Origin of the sequence: Streptomyces sp. NPDC046925, assembly GCF_040644915.1 — a bacterium.
In the GTDB taxonomy this organism is placed as follows: Bacteria; Actinomycetota; Actinomycetes; order Streptomycetales; family Streptomycetaceae; genus Streptomyces.
Map to the genome: position 1 here is coordinate 276,475 of NZ_JBEYWZ010000009.1, position 15,379 is coordinate 291,853.

14 protein-coding genes are annotated in these 15,379 nt (G+C 71.8%); 11 read left to right on the top strand and 3 right to left on the bottom strand.

What is annotated here, in order from left to right:
* The first annotated feature begins 50 nt into the window (after window positions 1–50).
* Window positions 51–1,490: an exo-alpha-sialidase gene (locus ABZ906_RS31620; protein ID WP_361388591.1), complete on the top strand. Its 1,440-nt coding sequence runs from the start codon at window positions 51–53 to the stop codon at window positions 1,488–1,490.
* Here ABZ906_RS31620 and ABZ906_RS31625 read toward each other — a convergent pair.
* Window positions 1,480–2,172: a FadR/GntR family transcriptional regulator gene (locus ABZ906_RS31625; protein WP_361388594.1), complete on the bottom strand. Its 693-nt coding sequence runs from the start codon at window positions 2,170–2,172 to the stop codon at window positions 1,480–1,482. The genes ABZ906_RS31620 and ABZ906_RS31625 overlap by 11 nt on opposite strands.
* 162 nt (window positions 2,173–2,334) lie before the next feature.
* On the opposite strand from ABZ906_RS31625, the gene ABZ906_RS31630 reads away from it, so the two are divergent.
* From ABZ906_RS31630 to ABZ906_RS31665, 8 genes are all read left to right on the top strand, one after another.
* Entirely contained in the window at window positions 2,335–3,294 is a 960-nt protein-coding gene (locus tag ABZ906_RS31630) for a dihydrodipicolinate synthase family protein (protein ID WP_361388597.1), read from the top strand.
* Window positions 3,291–4,247, top strand: a complete 957-nt coding sequence (locus ABZ906_RS31635) for an ROK family protein (protein WP_361388600.1) — start codon at window positions 3,291–3,293, stop codon at window positions 4,245–4,247. The genes ABZ906_RS31630 and ABZ906_RS31635 overlap by 4 nt, the downstream gene beginning before the upstream one ends.
* A gap of 19 nt (window positions 4,248–4,266) precedes the next feature.
* A complete protein-coding gene (locus ABZ906_RS31640) occupies window positions 4,267–4,965 on the top strand; it encodes a putative N-acetylmannosamine-6-phosphate 2-epimerase (protein WP_361388603.1) in 699 nt (232 codons plus the stop codon).
* 61 nt (window positions 4,966–5,026) lie between these two features.
* Complete coding sequence (locus tag ABZ906_RS31645) at window positions 5,027–6,523, top strand: sialate:H+ symport family MFS transporter (RefSeq protein ID WP_361184413.1); 1,497 nt, start codon at window positions 5,027–5,029, stop codon at window positions 6,521–6,523.
* A gap of 74 nt (window positions 6,524–6,597) precedes the next feature.
* Complete coding sequence (locus ABZ906_RS31650; protein WP_361388606.1) at window positions 6,598–8,148, top strand: MFS transporter; 1,551 nt, start codon at window positions 6,598–6,600, stop codon at window positions 8,146–8,148.
* Window positions 8,149–8,348: 200 nt separating this feature from the next.
* Window positions 8,349–10,769 (top strand): phosphoketolase family protein, encoded by a 2,421-nt coding sequence (locus ABZ906_RS31655; protein ID WP_361388609.1) that lies wholly within the window; start codon window positions 8,349–8,351, stop codon window positions 10,767–10,769.
* 194 nt (window positions 10,770–10,963) lie between these two features.
* Entirely contained in the window at window positions 10,964–11,359 is a 396-nt protein-coding gene (locus ABZ906_RS31660) for a hypothetical protein (RefSeq protein ID WP_361184404.1), read from the top strand.
* A 55-nt stretch (window positions 11,360–11,414) separates the two neighbouring features.
* Window positions 11,415–12,065: a dihydrofolate reductase family protein gene (locus ABZ906_RS31665; RefSeq protein ID WP_361184402.1), complete on the top strand. Its 651-nt coding sequence runs from the start codon at window positions 11,415–11,417 to the stop codon at window positions 12,063–12,065.
* Between the two features lie 6 nt (window positions 12,066–12,071).
* On the opposite strand, the gene ABZ906_RS31670 is transcribed toward ABZ906_RS31665, so the two are convergent.
* Window positions 12,072–12,434: a DoxX family protein gene (locus ABZ906_RS31670; protein ID WP_361388612.1), complete on the bottom strand. Its 363-nt coding sequence runs from the start codon at window positions 12,432–12,434 to the stop codon at window positions 12,072–12,074.
* Between the two features lie 172 nt (window positions 12,435–12,606).
* Between ABZ906_RS31670 and ABZ906_RS31675 the strand changes: the two genes are divergently transcribed.
* Both ABZ906_RS31675 and ABZ906_RS31680 read left to right on the top strand, forming a co-directional pair.
* Window positions 12,607–13,458, top strand: a complete 852-nt coding sequence (locus tag ABZ906_RS31675; RefSeq protein WP_361388615.1) for a LysR substrate-binding domain-containing protein — start codon at window positions 12,607–12,609, stop codon at window positions 13,456–13,458.
* A gap of 83 nt (window positions 13,459–13,541) precedes the next feature.
* Window positions 13,542–14,159 carry a TOPRIM nucleotidyl transferase/hydrolase domain-containing protein gene (locus ABZ906_RS31680; RefSeq protein ID WP_361388618.1) on the top strand — a complete coding sequence of 206 codons (618 nt, stop codon included), beginning with the start codon at window positions 13,542–13,544 and terminating at the stop codon, window positions 14,157–14,159.
* Here the strand turns inward: ABZ906_RS31680 and ABZ906_RS31685 are convergent, their stop codons facing one another.
* Window positions 14,160–15,362 carry a cytochrome P450 gene (locus ABZ906_RS31685; RefSeq protein ID WP_361388621.1) on the bottom strand — a complete coding sequence of 401 codons (1,203 nt, stop codon included), beginning with the start codon at window positions 15,360–15,362 and terminating at the stop codon, window positions 14,160–14,162.
* Between the last annotated feature and the right edge of the window lie 17 nt (window positions 15,363–15,379).

The window sequence follows — 15,379 nt, forward strand, 5'->3', positions numbered from 1 at the left end:
ATACCGATCCCCCCTGATCTACGAGTCCTCCGAGAAGAGAGAGATCCTCCATGCAGCGAAGAGTCCCTTTCGCCCTGCTTTCTGTCGCCGCCCTCGTCATCACCGCGACCGGCACCGCCCACGGCGCCCCCGCCGCCACGGGCGACCTGACCACGCAGGACCTCACCGCCAACGGAGTGGGCTCGCCCTACTACCGCATCCCCGCGCTGACCACCTCGACCAAGGGCACGCTGCTCGCCGCCTACGACGCCAGGCCCACCCTCGGCGACCTGCCGGGCAACCTCGGCGTCGTACTGCGCCGGAGCACCGACGGCGGCAAGACGTGGAAGGAACAGCAGGTGGTGCGCAAGGACGCCGCGCCCAAGGGCCACGGCGACCCGAGCCTGCTCGTCGACCGCACGACCGGCCGGATCTTCGTGTTCTACGCCTCCTCGGTGAACCAGGGCTTCGCGGGCTCGGGCACCGGCAACGACGAGAACGACCCGGACATCCTCCAGGCCGACTACAGCTACTCGGACGACGACGGGGTCACCTGGACCCACCGCCGCATCACCAAGCAGATCAAGGACCCCGCCTGGGCAGGCATGTTCGCGGCGTCGGGCGAGGGCATCCAGCTGCGGCACGGCCCGCACAAGGGCCGGCTGATCCAGCAGTACGCGGTCCGCATCAACGGCGCCAACTACGCGGCCAGCGCCTACAGCGACGACCACGGCGCCACCTGGAAGATGGGCAAGCCGGTAGGCCCCGGCGGCGACGAGAACAAGACCGTCGAGCTGTCCGACGGCACGGTCATGCTCAACAACCGCTCGAAGCCCTACCGGACGATCGCGTACTCGTCCGACGGCGGGGTCACCTACACCCCGTTCAAGCAGGACACCGAGCTCACCGACCCCGCCAACAACGCCTCGGTCATGCGGTACAACCCCGGGGCCCCCGCCTCGAACCCGCAGTCCTCGTGGCTGCTCTTCAGCAACACCGAGGACGCGGCGACGCGGCGCAACCTCACGGTGAAGATGTCCTGCGACAACGGCGAGACCTGGCCGATCAGGAAGGTCGTCGACCCCGGCAGCGCGGCCTACTCGACCCTGACGAAGCTGCCGGACGGACGCGTCGGACTGCTCTACGAGCGCGGCGACTACGCCCACATCACGTACGCCTCCTTCGACCTGGACTGGCTCGGCGGCACCTGCGCCGACATCACGATCGCGCCGCCCACGGCCCTGAAGGCGGGCGCGAGCGCGGAAGCCGAGGTCCGGGTGGTCAACCGGATGGACAAGCGCCGCGCTCAGGGCACCGTCGATCTCGCCGTGCCCGACGGGTGGACGACGCGTCAGGTCACCGTGCCCGCGCTCGATCCGGGCGAGGGGGCCACCGTCAGGGTCCCGGTCACCGTGGCGCCGGACGCCTCGGGCAGCGTCAAACTCACCGCCACCTACCAGACGGGCGGCAAGCGGGCCTCGGGCAGTGCGACGGTGGCGATCACTTCGTAGCCGGTTCCAGGCGGGTGCGGATGCCGTCGAAGTGGGTCCGCATGGCCCGCACCGCGCGCTCGCCGTCGCCCGCCGCGACCGCGTCGACGATCTCGCGGTGCTGCGCGCAGGTGACGGCCGGGTCCTGGTGGCCGTCGTCGAGGTCTTCGCGTACGCGGTCCATGGCGGCCCAGAACGCGTCGAGGACCTCGCTGAGCAGATGGCTGTCGAGCGAGGCGTAGAGCGCGAGATGGAAGGCGCGGTCGGTGGCGCGCGCCACCCGGCCCTCGCGCGCCTCGCTCTCCATCTCGCCGACGAGGGCGCGCAGCACGGCGAGGTCCTCCGCCGGTATCCCGGCGGAGACCGCGCCGACCAGGCCCGCCTCCAGGGCCTCGCGCACCTTCATCAGCTCAAGGAGCCCCGGCTCGCCCAGGCGGTGCCGGACGGCGGCCCGGAAGGCCAGGCCCTCGGCGAAGGGCGTCAGGGAGAGCGAGCCGACGAAGGTGCCGGAGCCCCGGCGGATCTCGACGACGTTGACGGCCTGGAGCGCCTTGAGCGCCTCGCGCACGGAGACCCGGCCGACCCCGAAGAGCTCGGTCAGCTCGGTCTCCGTGGGCAGCGGGTCGCCGGGGGCCAGCCTGCGTTCCAGGATCAGCTCCTTCAGCTGGCGCTCGGTGTCCTGGGCCGTGGTCGGGCGAGCCACAACATCCTCCTGAGGTGCGATTGCCCCTTGACCGGTGGCGGGAGCATCTGTTTAAGGTGAGGCAAGACGTAGGACATCTTACGTCCCATCTTCCGGTCCTGTCGCCGTGGCCATCGCCACGAGCGGCGGACCGATGTCTTCACCCGAGCTGGAGCCCTCACCATGTCTCTGTCCGCACCGCTGCGCGGCGTCGTCCCGCCGGTCTGCACCCCGCTCGACACCCGCGGAGAGGTCGACACCACGTCCCTCGCCCGGCTCGTCGACCACCTCGTCGACGGGGGAGTGCACGGCCTGTTCGCCCTCGGATCCACCAGCGAGGTCGCCTACCTCACCGACGAGCAGCGCGCCACCGTCCTTGAGACCGTGGTCAACGCCGCCGACGGCCGGGTCCCGGTCCTCGCCGGAGTCATCGACACGACGACCGCACGCGTCGTCGAACACGCCAAGGCAGCCGCCGCCCTCGGGGCGGACGGCCTCGTCGCGACCGCGCCCTTCTACACCCGCACCCACGAGAAGGAGATCGCCGGGCACTTCCGCCGCCTGCGCGCGAGCGTGGACCTGCCGCTGTTCGCCTACGACATCCCCGTGGCCGTCCACAGCAAGCTCTCGACCGGCCTGGTGCGCGCCCTGGCCGAGGACGGCACGCTGGCCGGGCTCAAGGACAGCAGCGGCGACGAGGGCGGACTGCGCCGCCTGATCGTCGAACTCGGCGGCCGCGAAGGACGCGCACAGGGCCCCGCCCCGCTCTTCAGCGTGCTCACCGGGTCCGAACTGACCGTGGACGCCGTCCTCCTGGCCGGTGTCGACGGCGTCGTGCCGGGCATCGGCAACGTCGACCCCGCCGGATACGTGCGCCTGTACGAGGCCGCGCGGGCCGGGGACTGGGCGCTCGCCGCCAAGGAGCAGGAGCAGCTCGTCGAGCTGTTCGGCATGGTCGACGTCGGTCCCGAGGCGGACATGGGCCGCAGCTCCTCCGCGCTCGGCTCCTTCAAGGCCGCCCTCCGGCTGCTCGGCATCATCGAGTGCGGGGACACCGCCTTCCCGCAGATCCAGCTGTCCGCCGAGTCGGTCGCCCTGGTCGCACAGCGGCTGTGCGCCGCCGGCCTGCCGCCGGTCCGATGAACTCCGCCTCCCTGCCGGGCTCCGCCGGCGACCCGCTCATAGGCCTCGACCTCGGCGGCACGAAGATCGCTGCCGCGCTGGTCGGCGCCGACGGCGGTGTGCTGGCCCGGCACACCCGGCCCACGCCGGCCGGCAGCGGCGCCGATGCCGTGCTCGACGCGCTGGCCGCGGCCGCCGCCGAGGTCGACCCCGGCCGCCGCGCCTCGGCCCTCGGCATCGCGGCCGCCGGGGTCATCGACCCCCGCACCGGGCGGGTCACCAGCGCCACCGACTCCATCGGCGGCTGGACGGGCACGGCTCTGGGCGCCGGGCTCGCGGACCGCACCGGACTGCCGGTGGCCTGCGACAACGACGTACGGGCCACGGCAGGCCCGGAGCTCGCGGCGCTAAACGCGGAGCACGGTTCGCTGCTGTTCGCCGCGATCGGCACCGGCGTCGGAGGCGCCGTCGCCGTCGACGGGCGCATGCTGCACGGCGCCGCCGGCATCGCGGGCCACCTCGGCCATGTGCCGAGCCCGCAGGCGGCCGGTCTTCCCTGCACCTGCGGCGCCACCGGACACCTCGAAGTCATCGCGTCGGGGCCCGCGATCACCGCCCACTACGAGCGGCTCACCGGCACCGCGGCGGACCGCCTGGAGACCGTCGCCGTGCGGGCCGCGCAGGGCGACGCGGACGCCGTCCACGCGATCACCACCGGCGCCGTCGCGGCCGGACAGGCGCTCGGCGGACTCGCCAACACGCTCGGCCCCGACCGGGTCGTCGTCGGCGGCGGCGTCCCCCGCATCGGCGCCCTGTACACGGACGCCCTGGCCGCCGCCTTCGCCGCGGAACTGATGCCGCCCCTGCGCGGCCTGACCCCACGGGCCCCGCTGTTCGGCGCCGACGCGGCGGTGCTCGGCGCCGTCGCCCTCACCGCAAGCCTGCCCCTCCACCACCCCGGAGCCCTCCGATGACCACACAAGGAGCCCTGCGATGACCACGCAGCAGATATGGACCGCGCCCGAACTGGCCGCCGCGCTCCGGGGCAGCCTGATCGTCTCCTGCCAGGCGCCGCCCGGTGACCCGATGCGGGAGACCGGCACCCTCGTACGGCTCGCGCGGTCGGGAGCGGCCGGGGGCGGCGCCGCCATCCGCGCCAATGAACCCGACGTCGTCGCCGCGATCGCCGCCGCCGTCGACCTGCCCGTCATCGGCCTGTGGAAGGACGGCGACACCGGCGTCTACATCACCCCGACCGTCCGGCACGCCCTGGCGATCGCGGAGGCCGGAGCGGCCGTCGTCGCCGCCGACGCCACCGACCGGCCGCGCCCCGACGGCTCCGCCTTCGCCGAACTCGTCACCGCGGTCCACGCGGCAGGCGCGCTCGTCATGGCCGACGTCTCCACGCTCGACGAAGGCATCGCCGCCGCCGCGCAGGGCGCCGACTTCGTCTCCACCACCCTGTCCGGCTATGTCCCCGGAACGCCGCGGCACAGCGGCCCCGACCTCGATCTGGTCGCCGCCCTCGCCGCCGCGATCGACGTCCCGGTCGTCGCCGAAGGCCGCATCAACACCCCCGAGGACGCCGCCGCGGCCCTGGAACACGGCGCGCACTGCGTCGTCGTCGGCACCGCCATCACCGCGCCCACGGCCCTGACCGCCCGCTTCGTCGCGGCCCTCACCCAGCACTGACCTGTCCCTCTAGGCGACCGGCCGCTCAAGGACGAGCACCGCCCCGCATCATGGAGTCACCGTGCAGACCTCATCACCCGCCAAGCCCCGCTGGTACCGCGAGATCAGCGGCAGCCAGTGGAAGTCGTTCTTCGCCGCCTGGATCGGATACGTCCTCGACGGCTTCGACTTCGTCCTGATCACGCTGGTCCTCACCGAGATCAGCGACGAGTTCGACCTGAGCACCGTGCAGGCGGCCAGCCTCATCTCCGGCGCGTTCATCACGCGCTGGCTGGGCGGCGCGGTCCTGGGCGCCCTCGGCGACCGGTACGGCCGCAAGGCCTCCATGGTGCTGAGCATCCTGCTCTACTCCCTGGGCACGTTCGCCTGCGGATTCGCCTGGAACTACCACAGCCTCTTCGCCGCGCGGCTCGCCATCGGCATGGGCATGGCCGGGGAGTACAGCGCAAGCGCCACGTACGTCATGGAGAGCTGGCCGGCGAAGCTGCGCAGCCGGGCCAGCGGCTTCCTCATCTCCGGCTTCTCGGTCGGTTCGGTGCTCGCCGCGCAGGTCTACAACTGGGTGGTGCCCTCGCTCGGCTGGCGGTGGATGTTCTACCTCGGTCTGATCCCGATCGTCGTCGCGCTGTGGATGCGGCGCGCGCTGCCGGAAGCGGCGGAGTGGAGCGAGACGGTCGCCGAGAAGGGCGCCAAGCCCAACCCGTTCCGCCCGCTCTTCGCGACCCGCGGCAAGGCGGCCGCCAACACGGCCCTGACCGTGGTCGCGACGCTCTCCCTCTTCCTGGTCTTCACGCCCGGCGGTGCGGGCATGGTGCCGGTGCTCTCCGTGGTCGCGGGCCTCTCGCTGGCCGCCTTCGCCGTCCAGCTCGGCGGCAAGCGCGGCTGGGCCCTGTACCTGTCGATGATCGTCACGCTGTTCTTCGCGTTCCTCTACTCCTGGCCCATCCAGGCGCTGCTGCCCACGTATCTCAAGACCGACCTCGGCTACAGCACCGACCAGGTCACCGACGTCCTCTACTTCGCCGGCTTCGGCACCATGGTGGGCTGCTGGACCGCGGGATTCCTCGGCGACCGGATCGGCGCGAAGAAGGCGTACGCGCTGACGCTCCTTGCCTCGCTCGCCTTCGTCTACCCCGTGTTCGCCGTGGACGACAACCTGCTGCTCCTCGGCATTCTGCTGTTCCTGCTCCAGGCGACCAGCTTCGGCATCTCCGGTCTGCTCCCGCGCTACATCGGCGGCCACTTCCCCACGGAGAGCCGGGGCGCGGCGCTCGGCTTCACCTACAACGTGGGCGCGCTGGGCGGCGCCGTCGCGCCGGTCCTCGGGGCGCATCTCGCCTCCGGCATGGACCTGGGCCAGTCCCTTGCCGTGCTGACGTTCGCGGGCACGGTGATCGTGGTGCTGCTCGTGGGCTTCGACGTCCCGGCCCGGCTCAACCGGCTCATGGACCCGGAGGGGGAGAGGGACCACCTGGCGGACGAGGCGGCCCTGCTGTCCGAGCCCTCGCAGGAAGCGCAGGAGAAGGCGTCGGCGCCCGGGGACACCGCCCGCACCTGACACCGGCGCCCGGCGCCCGCATCTCGGCCATTTCCCGGCGGCGGGAGCACGCGATGCGTGGTGTTCTGGTTCCTATGAGCAGTCCCGAGGAGCAGACAGACCTGAGCGGGGCGAGCCGCGGCGCTCCCGCGGCCGAGCCCCACTCCAGCCGTCGCTGGTGGGCCCTGGCCGTGATCGCGCTCGCCCAGCTCATGGTGGTCCTTGACGCGACCATCGTGAACATCGCGCTGCCGTCCGCACAGCGCGAGCTGGGCCTGACCAACGGCAACCGCCAATGGGTCATCACCGCCTACACCCTGGCCTTCGGCGGTCTGCTGCTCCTCGGCGGCCGCATCGCCGACCTCCTCGGCCGCAAGCGCACCTTCATCATCGGGCTCGTCGGATTCGCCCTGGCCTCGGCGCTCGGCGGCGCCGCCACCGGACCGGCCATGCTCTTCGCGTCCCGCGCGCTGCAGGGCATCTTCGCCGCGGTCCTCGCCCCCTCCGCGCTCTCCCTGCTGACCACCACCTTCACCGACGGCAAGGAGCGCGCCAAGGCGTTCGGGATCTACGGCGCCATCGCCGGCGCGGGCGGCGCGCTCGGCCTTCTCCTCGGCGGCATCCTGACGGAGTACCTGGACTGGCGCTGGTGCCTGTACGTCAACGTTCCCATCGCCGTGCTCGCCGTCTTCGGCGCGGTCTCCCTGCTCGAGGACCGCGTGGGACACAAGGAAGCCCGCCTGGACGTCCCCGGTGTGATCCTGGGATGCGGAGGGCTCATCGCCGTCGTGTACGGCCTGAGCGAGGCCGAATCCCGCGGCTGGACCTCCGCGATGGTCCTCGGCCTGCTGATCGGCGGCGTCGCGCTCCTCGCGGTGTTCGCATGGTGGCAGACGCGGACGACGCGCCCCCTGCTGCCGCTGCACATCGTGAAGGACCGCAACCGCGGCGGCTCGATGCTGACCATGGGGCTCGCCACGATCGGCATGTTCGGCGTGTTCCTCTTCATGACGTACTACCTGCAGAGCATCCTCGGCTATTCACCGGTGAAGACCGGCTTCGCCTTCTTCCCCATGTCGCTCGCCATCATCATCGGTTCGACGCAGATCTCGGCCCGGCTGCTGCACCACGTCCCTCCGCGGCTCCTGATGGGGCCCGGCCTGCTGCTCGGCGCGGCGGGTCTGTTCACGCTGACGTTCCTCGGCACGGAATCCAGCTACGCCGGGCACATCCTGCCCGGCCTGCTGATGCTGGGTCTCGGCCTCGGTCTCACCTTCATGCCGGTGATGGCGACCGCCACCGCCGGGGTCGCGCCCAGGGACGCGGGCGTCACCTCCGCGACGGTCAACACCGCCCAGCAGGTGGGCGGTTCCATCGGTACGGCGCTCCTGAACACCATCGCGACGACGAGCACCGCCACGTACCTCACGTCGCACCTGGCGGGACCGGCCCGTACCGGCCGGCTGACGCCCGAGCGCAAGGCCCAGATCGTCGACTCCGGAGTGGTGCACGGCTTCACCGTGGCCATCGGATGGGCGGCCCTGATCATGCTCGCGGCCTCCGCGGTCGCCTTCCTGCTGGTCAACGCCCCCGCGCCGCGCCACCGCCAGGACGATGCCGGGACGCCCGAGGTGACGGCGGTCTGACGGGCTCACAGGGCCTTGAGTGTCTGCTGCCGTCTTCGCGGTTCGGCGGGCTCCCGGCGGGCACCCGGTGACGCGAACCATGCGTCCGGCCGACCCGGGAGGCGGGTGATCCGGTGCGCCTTTACGTTGAACGTGATCCGTCATTCGTCCGCTGGTGCCGTGCGCCTCCGGGCCGGCCGTCCCCCTCGTAAGGAGCAGCCATGGGCGACCCCGCGGTGACCCCGGCCGCAGCCGCCGAACCACCCTCCGATGCCGAGCTCCAGGCCCTCGAACGGTATTGGCGGGCGGCCAACTATCTCTCCGTGGGCCAGATCTACCTCATGGACAACGCCCTGCTGCGGCGGCCCCTGGAAGTCGAGGACATCAAGCCGCGGCTGCTCGGCCACTTCGGCACCTCACCCGGACTCAACCTGGTGCACGCACACCTCAACCGGGTCATCAAGGCGCGGAACCTGGACACGATCTGCATCTGGGGCCCCGGCCATGGCGGGCCCGCGGTCCTGGCCAACTCCTGGCTGGACGGCACGTACACCGAGACCTATCCCGACGTCACCCGTGACGGCGAGGGAATGGCCCGGCTGTTCCGCCGGTTCTCGTTCCCCGGCGGAGTGCCCAGCCATGTCGCCCCCGAGACACCCGGCTCGATCCACGAGGGCGGCGAGCTCGGCTACTCCCTCTCGCACGCGTACGGCGCCGCCTTCGACAACCCGGATCTGCTCTCGGTGTGCGTCATCGGCGACGGAGAGTCCGAGACCGGGCCGCTGGCCGCCTCCTGGCACTCCAACACCTTCCTGGACCCGGTGCACGACGGCGCGGTCCTTCCCGTCCTGCACCTGAACGGCTACAAGATCGCCAACCCGACGATCCCGGCCCGGCTGCCCGAGAGCCAGCTGGACGAGCTGATGCGCGGATACGGCTACGAGCCCGTGCATGTCACCGGCGACGACCCCATGACGGTTCACCGGGACTTCGCCCTCGCCCTCGACCGCTGCCTCGACGCCATCGCCGAGATCCAGCGCACGGCCAGGGCCGACGCGGCCGCCGGGGACGCAGAGCGCGGCAAGGACGCCCCCGCACCGCGCTGGCCCATGATCGTGCTGCGCACCCCCAAGGGCTGGACCGGCCCCAAGACGGTCGACGGCAAACCGGTGGAGGGCACATGGCGGTCCCACCAGGTGCCGCTCGCCAACGTCCGCGAGAGCGCCGAACACCGGCGCCAGCTGGAGGACTGGCTGCGCTCCTACCGGCCCGACGAACTCTTCGACGAGCAGGGCCGTCCGGTGCCCGGGCTCCTCGACATCGCCCCGCAGGGCACCCTGCGCCTGGGCGCCAACCCGCACGCCAACGGCGGGCTGCTGCTGCGCTCGCTGCCGCTGCGGCCGCTGGAGGAGTTCGCGGTCGACGTGGACAAGCCCGGCGGCAGCGTCAACGAGCCGACCCGGGTCCTCGGCGGCTACCTGCGACAGGTGATGGCCGACACCGCCGAACGGCGCGACTTCCGGCTCGTGGGCCCGGACGAGACCGCCTCCAACCGGCTCGACGCGGTCTACGGAGCCTCCGGGAAAGCCTGGCAGGAGGACATCCACGACGTGGACGAACACCTCTCCCGGCACGGCCGTGTGATGGAGATCCTCTCCGAACACACCTGCCAGGGCTGGCTCGAGGGCTATCTCCTGACGGGGCGTCACGGGTTCTTCTCCTGCTACGAGGCGTTCGTGCACATCGTCGACTCCATGGTCAACCAGCACATCAAATGGCTGCGCACCACCCGCGAACTGCCCTGGCGCGCGCCGATCGCCTCCCTGAACTACCTGCTGACCTCCCATGTGTGGCGGCAGGACCACAACGGCTTCTCCCACCAGGACCCCGGCTTCATCGGACACGTCCTCAACAAGAGCCCCGAGGCCGTACGGGTCTACCTGCCGCCGGACACCAACACGCTGCTCTCCACCGCCGAGCACTGCCTCGCCTCACGCGACTACGTCAATGTGATCGTGGCCGGCAAACAACCCGGCTTCGACTGGCTGAGCCTGGACGAGGCACGCGAGCACTGCGCGCGGGGCGCCGGGGTGTGGACGTGGGCGGGCAGCGAGACCCGCGAACGGGAACCGGACGTCGTACTGGCCTGCGCCGGTGACGTGCCCACCCTGGAAGTGCTCGCCGCCGCACTCCTGCTGCGCACCTACCTGCCGGAGCTCGCGGTGCGCGTGGTCAACGTCGTGGACATCGCGCGCCTTATGCCGGAGGGGGAGCACCCGCACGGCATGCCCGACGCCGAGTTCGACGCGCTGTTCACCCGCGACAAGCCGGTCATCTTCGGCTTCCACGGCTACCCGTGGCTGGTGCACCGCCTCGCCTACCGGCGCGCGGTCCACCCGCACATCCATGTCCGCGGATACAAGGAACGCGGCACGACCACCACGCCCTTCGACATGGTGGTCGCCAACGACCTGGATCGCTTCCGCCTCGTCATGGACGTCGTCGACCGGGTGCCGGGCCTGGGCGTCCGCGCGGTCGAGGTGCGTCAGGCAATGGAGGACAAGCGGCTGCGACACCACGCCTATGTGCGTACCCACGGCGTCGACCTGCCGGAGGTACGGGACTGGTCCTGGCAGGACTGAACCGCACCGGGCACGGCCCCGCCGCCCGGCCGGACGGGTGGGTGTGTGTGGGCCGTGCGGGGGACATGCGGCGTGTCGCCGGTAGCCGCACGCCGCAGGGCGGCAGGCCTTTTGGTACGGGCGCGGTCGACGCCGGCAACACATTCCGGAGCGCGAGAGCTTCGGGGGGCCGTGTCCGTTCTGGAGGTACACACATGCGTTCCATCCGAGTGCTGACCGGTCTTGCCGTTGCGGGCGCCGCGCTGGCGATCACCGCCCCCAACGCGCAGGCCGTGACGCCGGGTTGCCAGCGGGCCCTGGACGACGCGGAGATCACGCAGAAGAACGCCGACACGGTCAAGGCCGACCCGAACGCCACCCCGGAGGAGAAGAAGGCCGCCGAGGACGAGGCCAACATGGCCGCCTCCACCGCACAGCGGATCTGCGACTCCACGGACCCGGCCGTCAGGGGCGGTGTGCACGCCGGTTCGGGCGGATCGCAGGGCAGCTCCGACCCCGTCGAACTGGCCGCCGGAGCAGCGGTCCTCGCCGCCGGCGCGGGCGTGGTGTACTGGCACCGCCGGAGGACGGCCGGCGGCGGGCAGCGATGAGTTTTCCGGGCCCGCAGAGTCTTCTCCTTCGTTGTCGACGACACAGGAGGACGACATGACTCAACTGCTGCGGGTCCAGAACTTCAATGTCTCGAGCGACGGAATCGGCGCCGGCGCGGACCAGGACCAGAGCTTCGAGAACCCCTTCGGAATCGCCGACGCCGGGAGGCTGTTCGCCTGGGCCGGAGCCACGGCGAGCTGGCCCATGCGCACCGACCCCGGGGGCAGCCGGGGCCTGGACGACTATCTGACGCGGGACTACCCCCGCAACATCGGCGCCGAGATCATGGGCCGCAACAAGTTCGGCTACCAGCGCGGGCCCTGGAACGACCACGAGTGGCGCGGCTGGTGGGGCGACGAGCCCCCGTTCCGTACTCCGGTGTTCGTCATGACGCACCACACGCGGCCGTCGTTCACGCTTGCCGACACCACGTTCCACTTCGTCGACGCCGACCCCGCCACGGTCCTGGGGCAGGCCCGCGAGGCGGCGCAGGGCAAGGACGTGCGCCTCGGCGGCGGGGTCAGCACCGTGCGGGAGTTCCTCGACGCCGATCTGGTCGACACCCTGCATGTGGCGGTCTCGCCGGTGAAGCTCGGGTCCGGGCTGCGGCTCTGGGAGTCTCCCGACGAACTGCTCGACCGGTTCCACCTCGACGTCGTGCCCAGCCCGAGCGGCGTGACGCATCACCTGTTCTGGCACAAGTGACCCCGCTCAAAGCCATGTTGTCGCCGGCCAGACGGTCACGCACGCGGCGAGGAGGAGCGTGATGTTGAGGGCGATCTGACGGTCGCCCCGGCGGAGGTGAACCCTGGTCGCGCCGATCTGCAAGGCCACGAACCCGACGGCGGCGACCAGGGCCAGCCAGGGCGCGATGCCGGTCAGCGGCGGCAGGACCAGACCGGCCGCCCCGAGCACTTCGATCAGCCCGATCGTCCTGACGGCGGGCATCGGCGTGCTGTCCACCCAGGCCATCATGGGCCGCAGCCGCTCACGGCTCCGCACCAGCTTGACCCCGCCGCCGTAGAGGTAGAACAGGGACAGCGGGCCCGCGAGAATCCAGTAGGCGATGGTCATGACGTGCGCCCACCGGCGAAGTCGGTGACGGGCGCGACCACTGATACGGCGGGGTGGGTGATCGGCTCACCCGTCATTGGTTTGTCACTCATGCTCCGATCCCACCGCCGGGGCACCACAACCGTCCAAGACCTGTTCCGCGACCCCGATACCGAACGGGTATCGTCGCAGCATGGAGCTACGTGCGCTGCGCTATTTCGTGGCGGTGGCCGAGGAACTCCACTTCGGGCGGGCCGCGGCCCGGCTGCACATGAGCCAGCCGCCGCTGAGCCGGGCGATCAAGCAGCTGGAGACCGGGATCGGCGCCACGCTCTTCGACCGGTCGCCGACGGGCGTCGCGCTTACCGCGGTGGGCGCGGTGCTCCTCGACGAGGCGCGCGCCCTGCTCGACCACGCCGACCGGGTGCGCGAGCGCGTAAGAGCCGCGGCCGGCGCCGCGACCCTCACGGTCGGCATCCTGGGCGACAGCGCTGATCCGGGCGCGACGCGCCTCGCGGATGCCTTCCGCCGTCAGCACCCCCGGGTCGAGATCCGCGTCCGCGAGACCGACCTGACCGACCCGACCTGCGGACTGCACGCCGGCCTCGTCGATGTCGCCCTGACTCGGGGGCCGTTCGACGAGACGGGCCTGACCGTGCGAGAACTGCGCACCGATCCCGTGGGCGCGCTGCTGCGCACCGACGATCCGCTGGCGCGCCGCGACACCCTGAAGCTGGCGGACCTGGCCGACCGCCGCTGGTTCGTCTTCCCCGAAGGGACCGACCCGCTGTGGCAGTCGTACTGGAACGGCGGAGCGTCCCGCGAGGGCCCGGTGGTGCGCGCCGTCGTGGAGTGCCGGCAAGCAGTGCTCTGGAACGGCACCGTCGGCATGACCCTCCTGGACCACGAGCCGGGAGACGGGCTCCGGGTGGTGCCGTTGCTCGACATGCCCGCGAGCCGTGTGGTGGCGGCATGGAGGGAAGGCGACATGAATCCGCTGATCCGCTCGTTCGTCCGGACCGCGATCGCCGCCTACCGCCCCTGAGCCGGCAGCCGCGCACAGGCGTGTCGAGCGGGGTCGTCGAATAATGCCGTGCCCTGCCGTCGCCGAAAGTGCAGACTCGCTGCATGGCGGACATGCGGGCGTTCCGGGACGCGGTCACCGGCTGGGCGGCCGGCGGCCCCGGCGGACCGGCGAGCGAGCTGGCCGAACGGGTGGGGGTGCGCACGGTGGTGCTTCTCGAAGGCCCCAGCGACCTCGCGGCCGTCGAGACGCTGGCCGCACGCCGCGGCCGGGACCTGGCCGCCGAGGGCGTGTGCGTCGTGTCGATGGGCGGCGCGATGAGCATCGCCCGCTACGCCGAACTCCTCGGGCCGCCCGGCCTCGGCTTGCGCCTGGCGGGACTCTGCGACGAGAGCGAGCAGCGTTTCTACGACCGCGGCCTGGAGCGGGCACGGGCACCGCACCGGGACTTCTTCGTGTGCGTGTCGGACCTGGAGGACGAACTCATCCGCGCGCTCGGCACCGCCAGGGTCGAGGAGGCCGTACGGGCCGAGGGCGATCTGCGGGCCTGGCAGACCTTCCTGCGCCAGCCCGCACAGCACGGCAGACCCCGGCAGCAGCAGCTGCGCCGCTTCCTCGGCACGAAGAAGGGCCGCAAGATCCGCTACGGCCATCTCCTCGTCGAGGCTCTCGACCCCTCCCTGACCCCGGCCCCGCTCGACGACCTCCTCGCGAGCCTGTGACTACCACCGCACCGGCAGCTCGCGCAGGCTCCGCATGAGACTGGTGCGCCACTGTGGTGTGCCGTCTCCCTCGAAGTCCAGGCGGGGGAAGCGGTCCAGCAGGATGCCCAGGGCCAGGGTCGCCTCCAGGCGGGCCAGCGGGGCGCCCAGGCAGTGGTGCAGCCCGTGCCCGAAGGCGAGATGGGCGCGGGTCACGGCTGGATCGCGGCGGATGTCGAACCGTTCGGGGTCGGGGAAGCGGGCGGGGTCGCGGTTCGCGGCGGCGATGGAGAGCACGACGCGCGCGCCCGCCGGTATCCGCACACCGCCGAGTTCGACCGGTTCGGCGGCGTAGCGGTACGTACCCGCGGGCGCGGGCGACTCGAAGCGCAGCGTCTCCTCCACGGCGCCCTGCACCAGCCCGGGGGCGGCGCGGAGGGCGGCAAGCTGCTCGGGATGGCGGAGCAGCAGGTGTACGGCGCTGGCGATGAGGTTGACGGTGGTCTCGTGCCCCGCGACCAGCAACAGGAAGGCCATGCCGATCAGTTCCTCCGGTGCGAGCCGGTCGCCGTCCCCGTCATGGGCGCGGACCAGGGCGTGCAGCAGGTCGCTCTCCGCCGCGTCCGGCAGCTGCCGCTTCTCCTCCGCGAGGCCCGCGAGGTAGACGGCCATCTCCTGCGAGGCGCGGGCGGACTGCTCCGGGTCATCGAGGGACACGACCTGCGTGGACCACGTCCGGAACGCGGCCCGGTCCGCTTCCGGCACGCCGAGCAGCTCGCAGATGATGGTCAGCGGCAACGGATAGGCGTACGAGGCCACGAGGTCGGCACGGCCGTCGGCGGCCACGGCGTCCAGGAGCGTGTCGGCCGCCTCCTGGATGCGGGGCCGCAGCGCCTGGACGCGGCGGGCGGTGAACTCGCGGGCCACCAGCGTCCGCAGGCGGGTGTGATCGGGCGGGTCGACCTGGAGCATGTTGCTGCCCACGGCGTACAGCCCGTCGTCGTCGAATTCGGCAGAGTGCCGCACGTCGTTGCGCAGCCGCGGATCGGCGAACGCGGCGCGCACCTCCTCGTGCCCGATGACCAGCCACGACTCGTCGCCGGTGGGGAAGCGCGCGAAATGAACCGACCCGCGGGAGCGCAGGGCGGCAAAGGCGGAGTAAGGGTCGACGGTGAAGTCGTCGGTGTGATCGGCGAGTTGGACGGTGGCGTGCTGCGTGCGCATGGACGGCTCCCGGACAT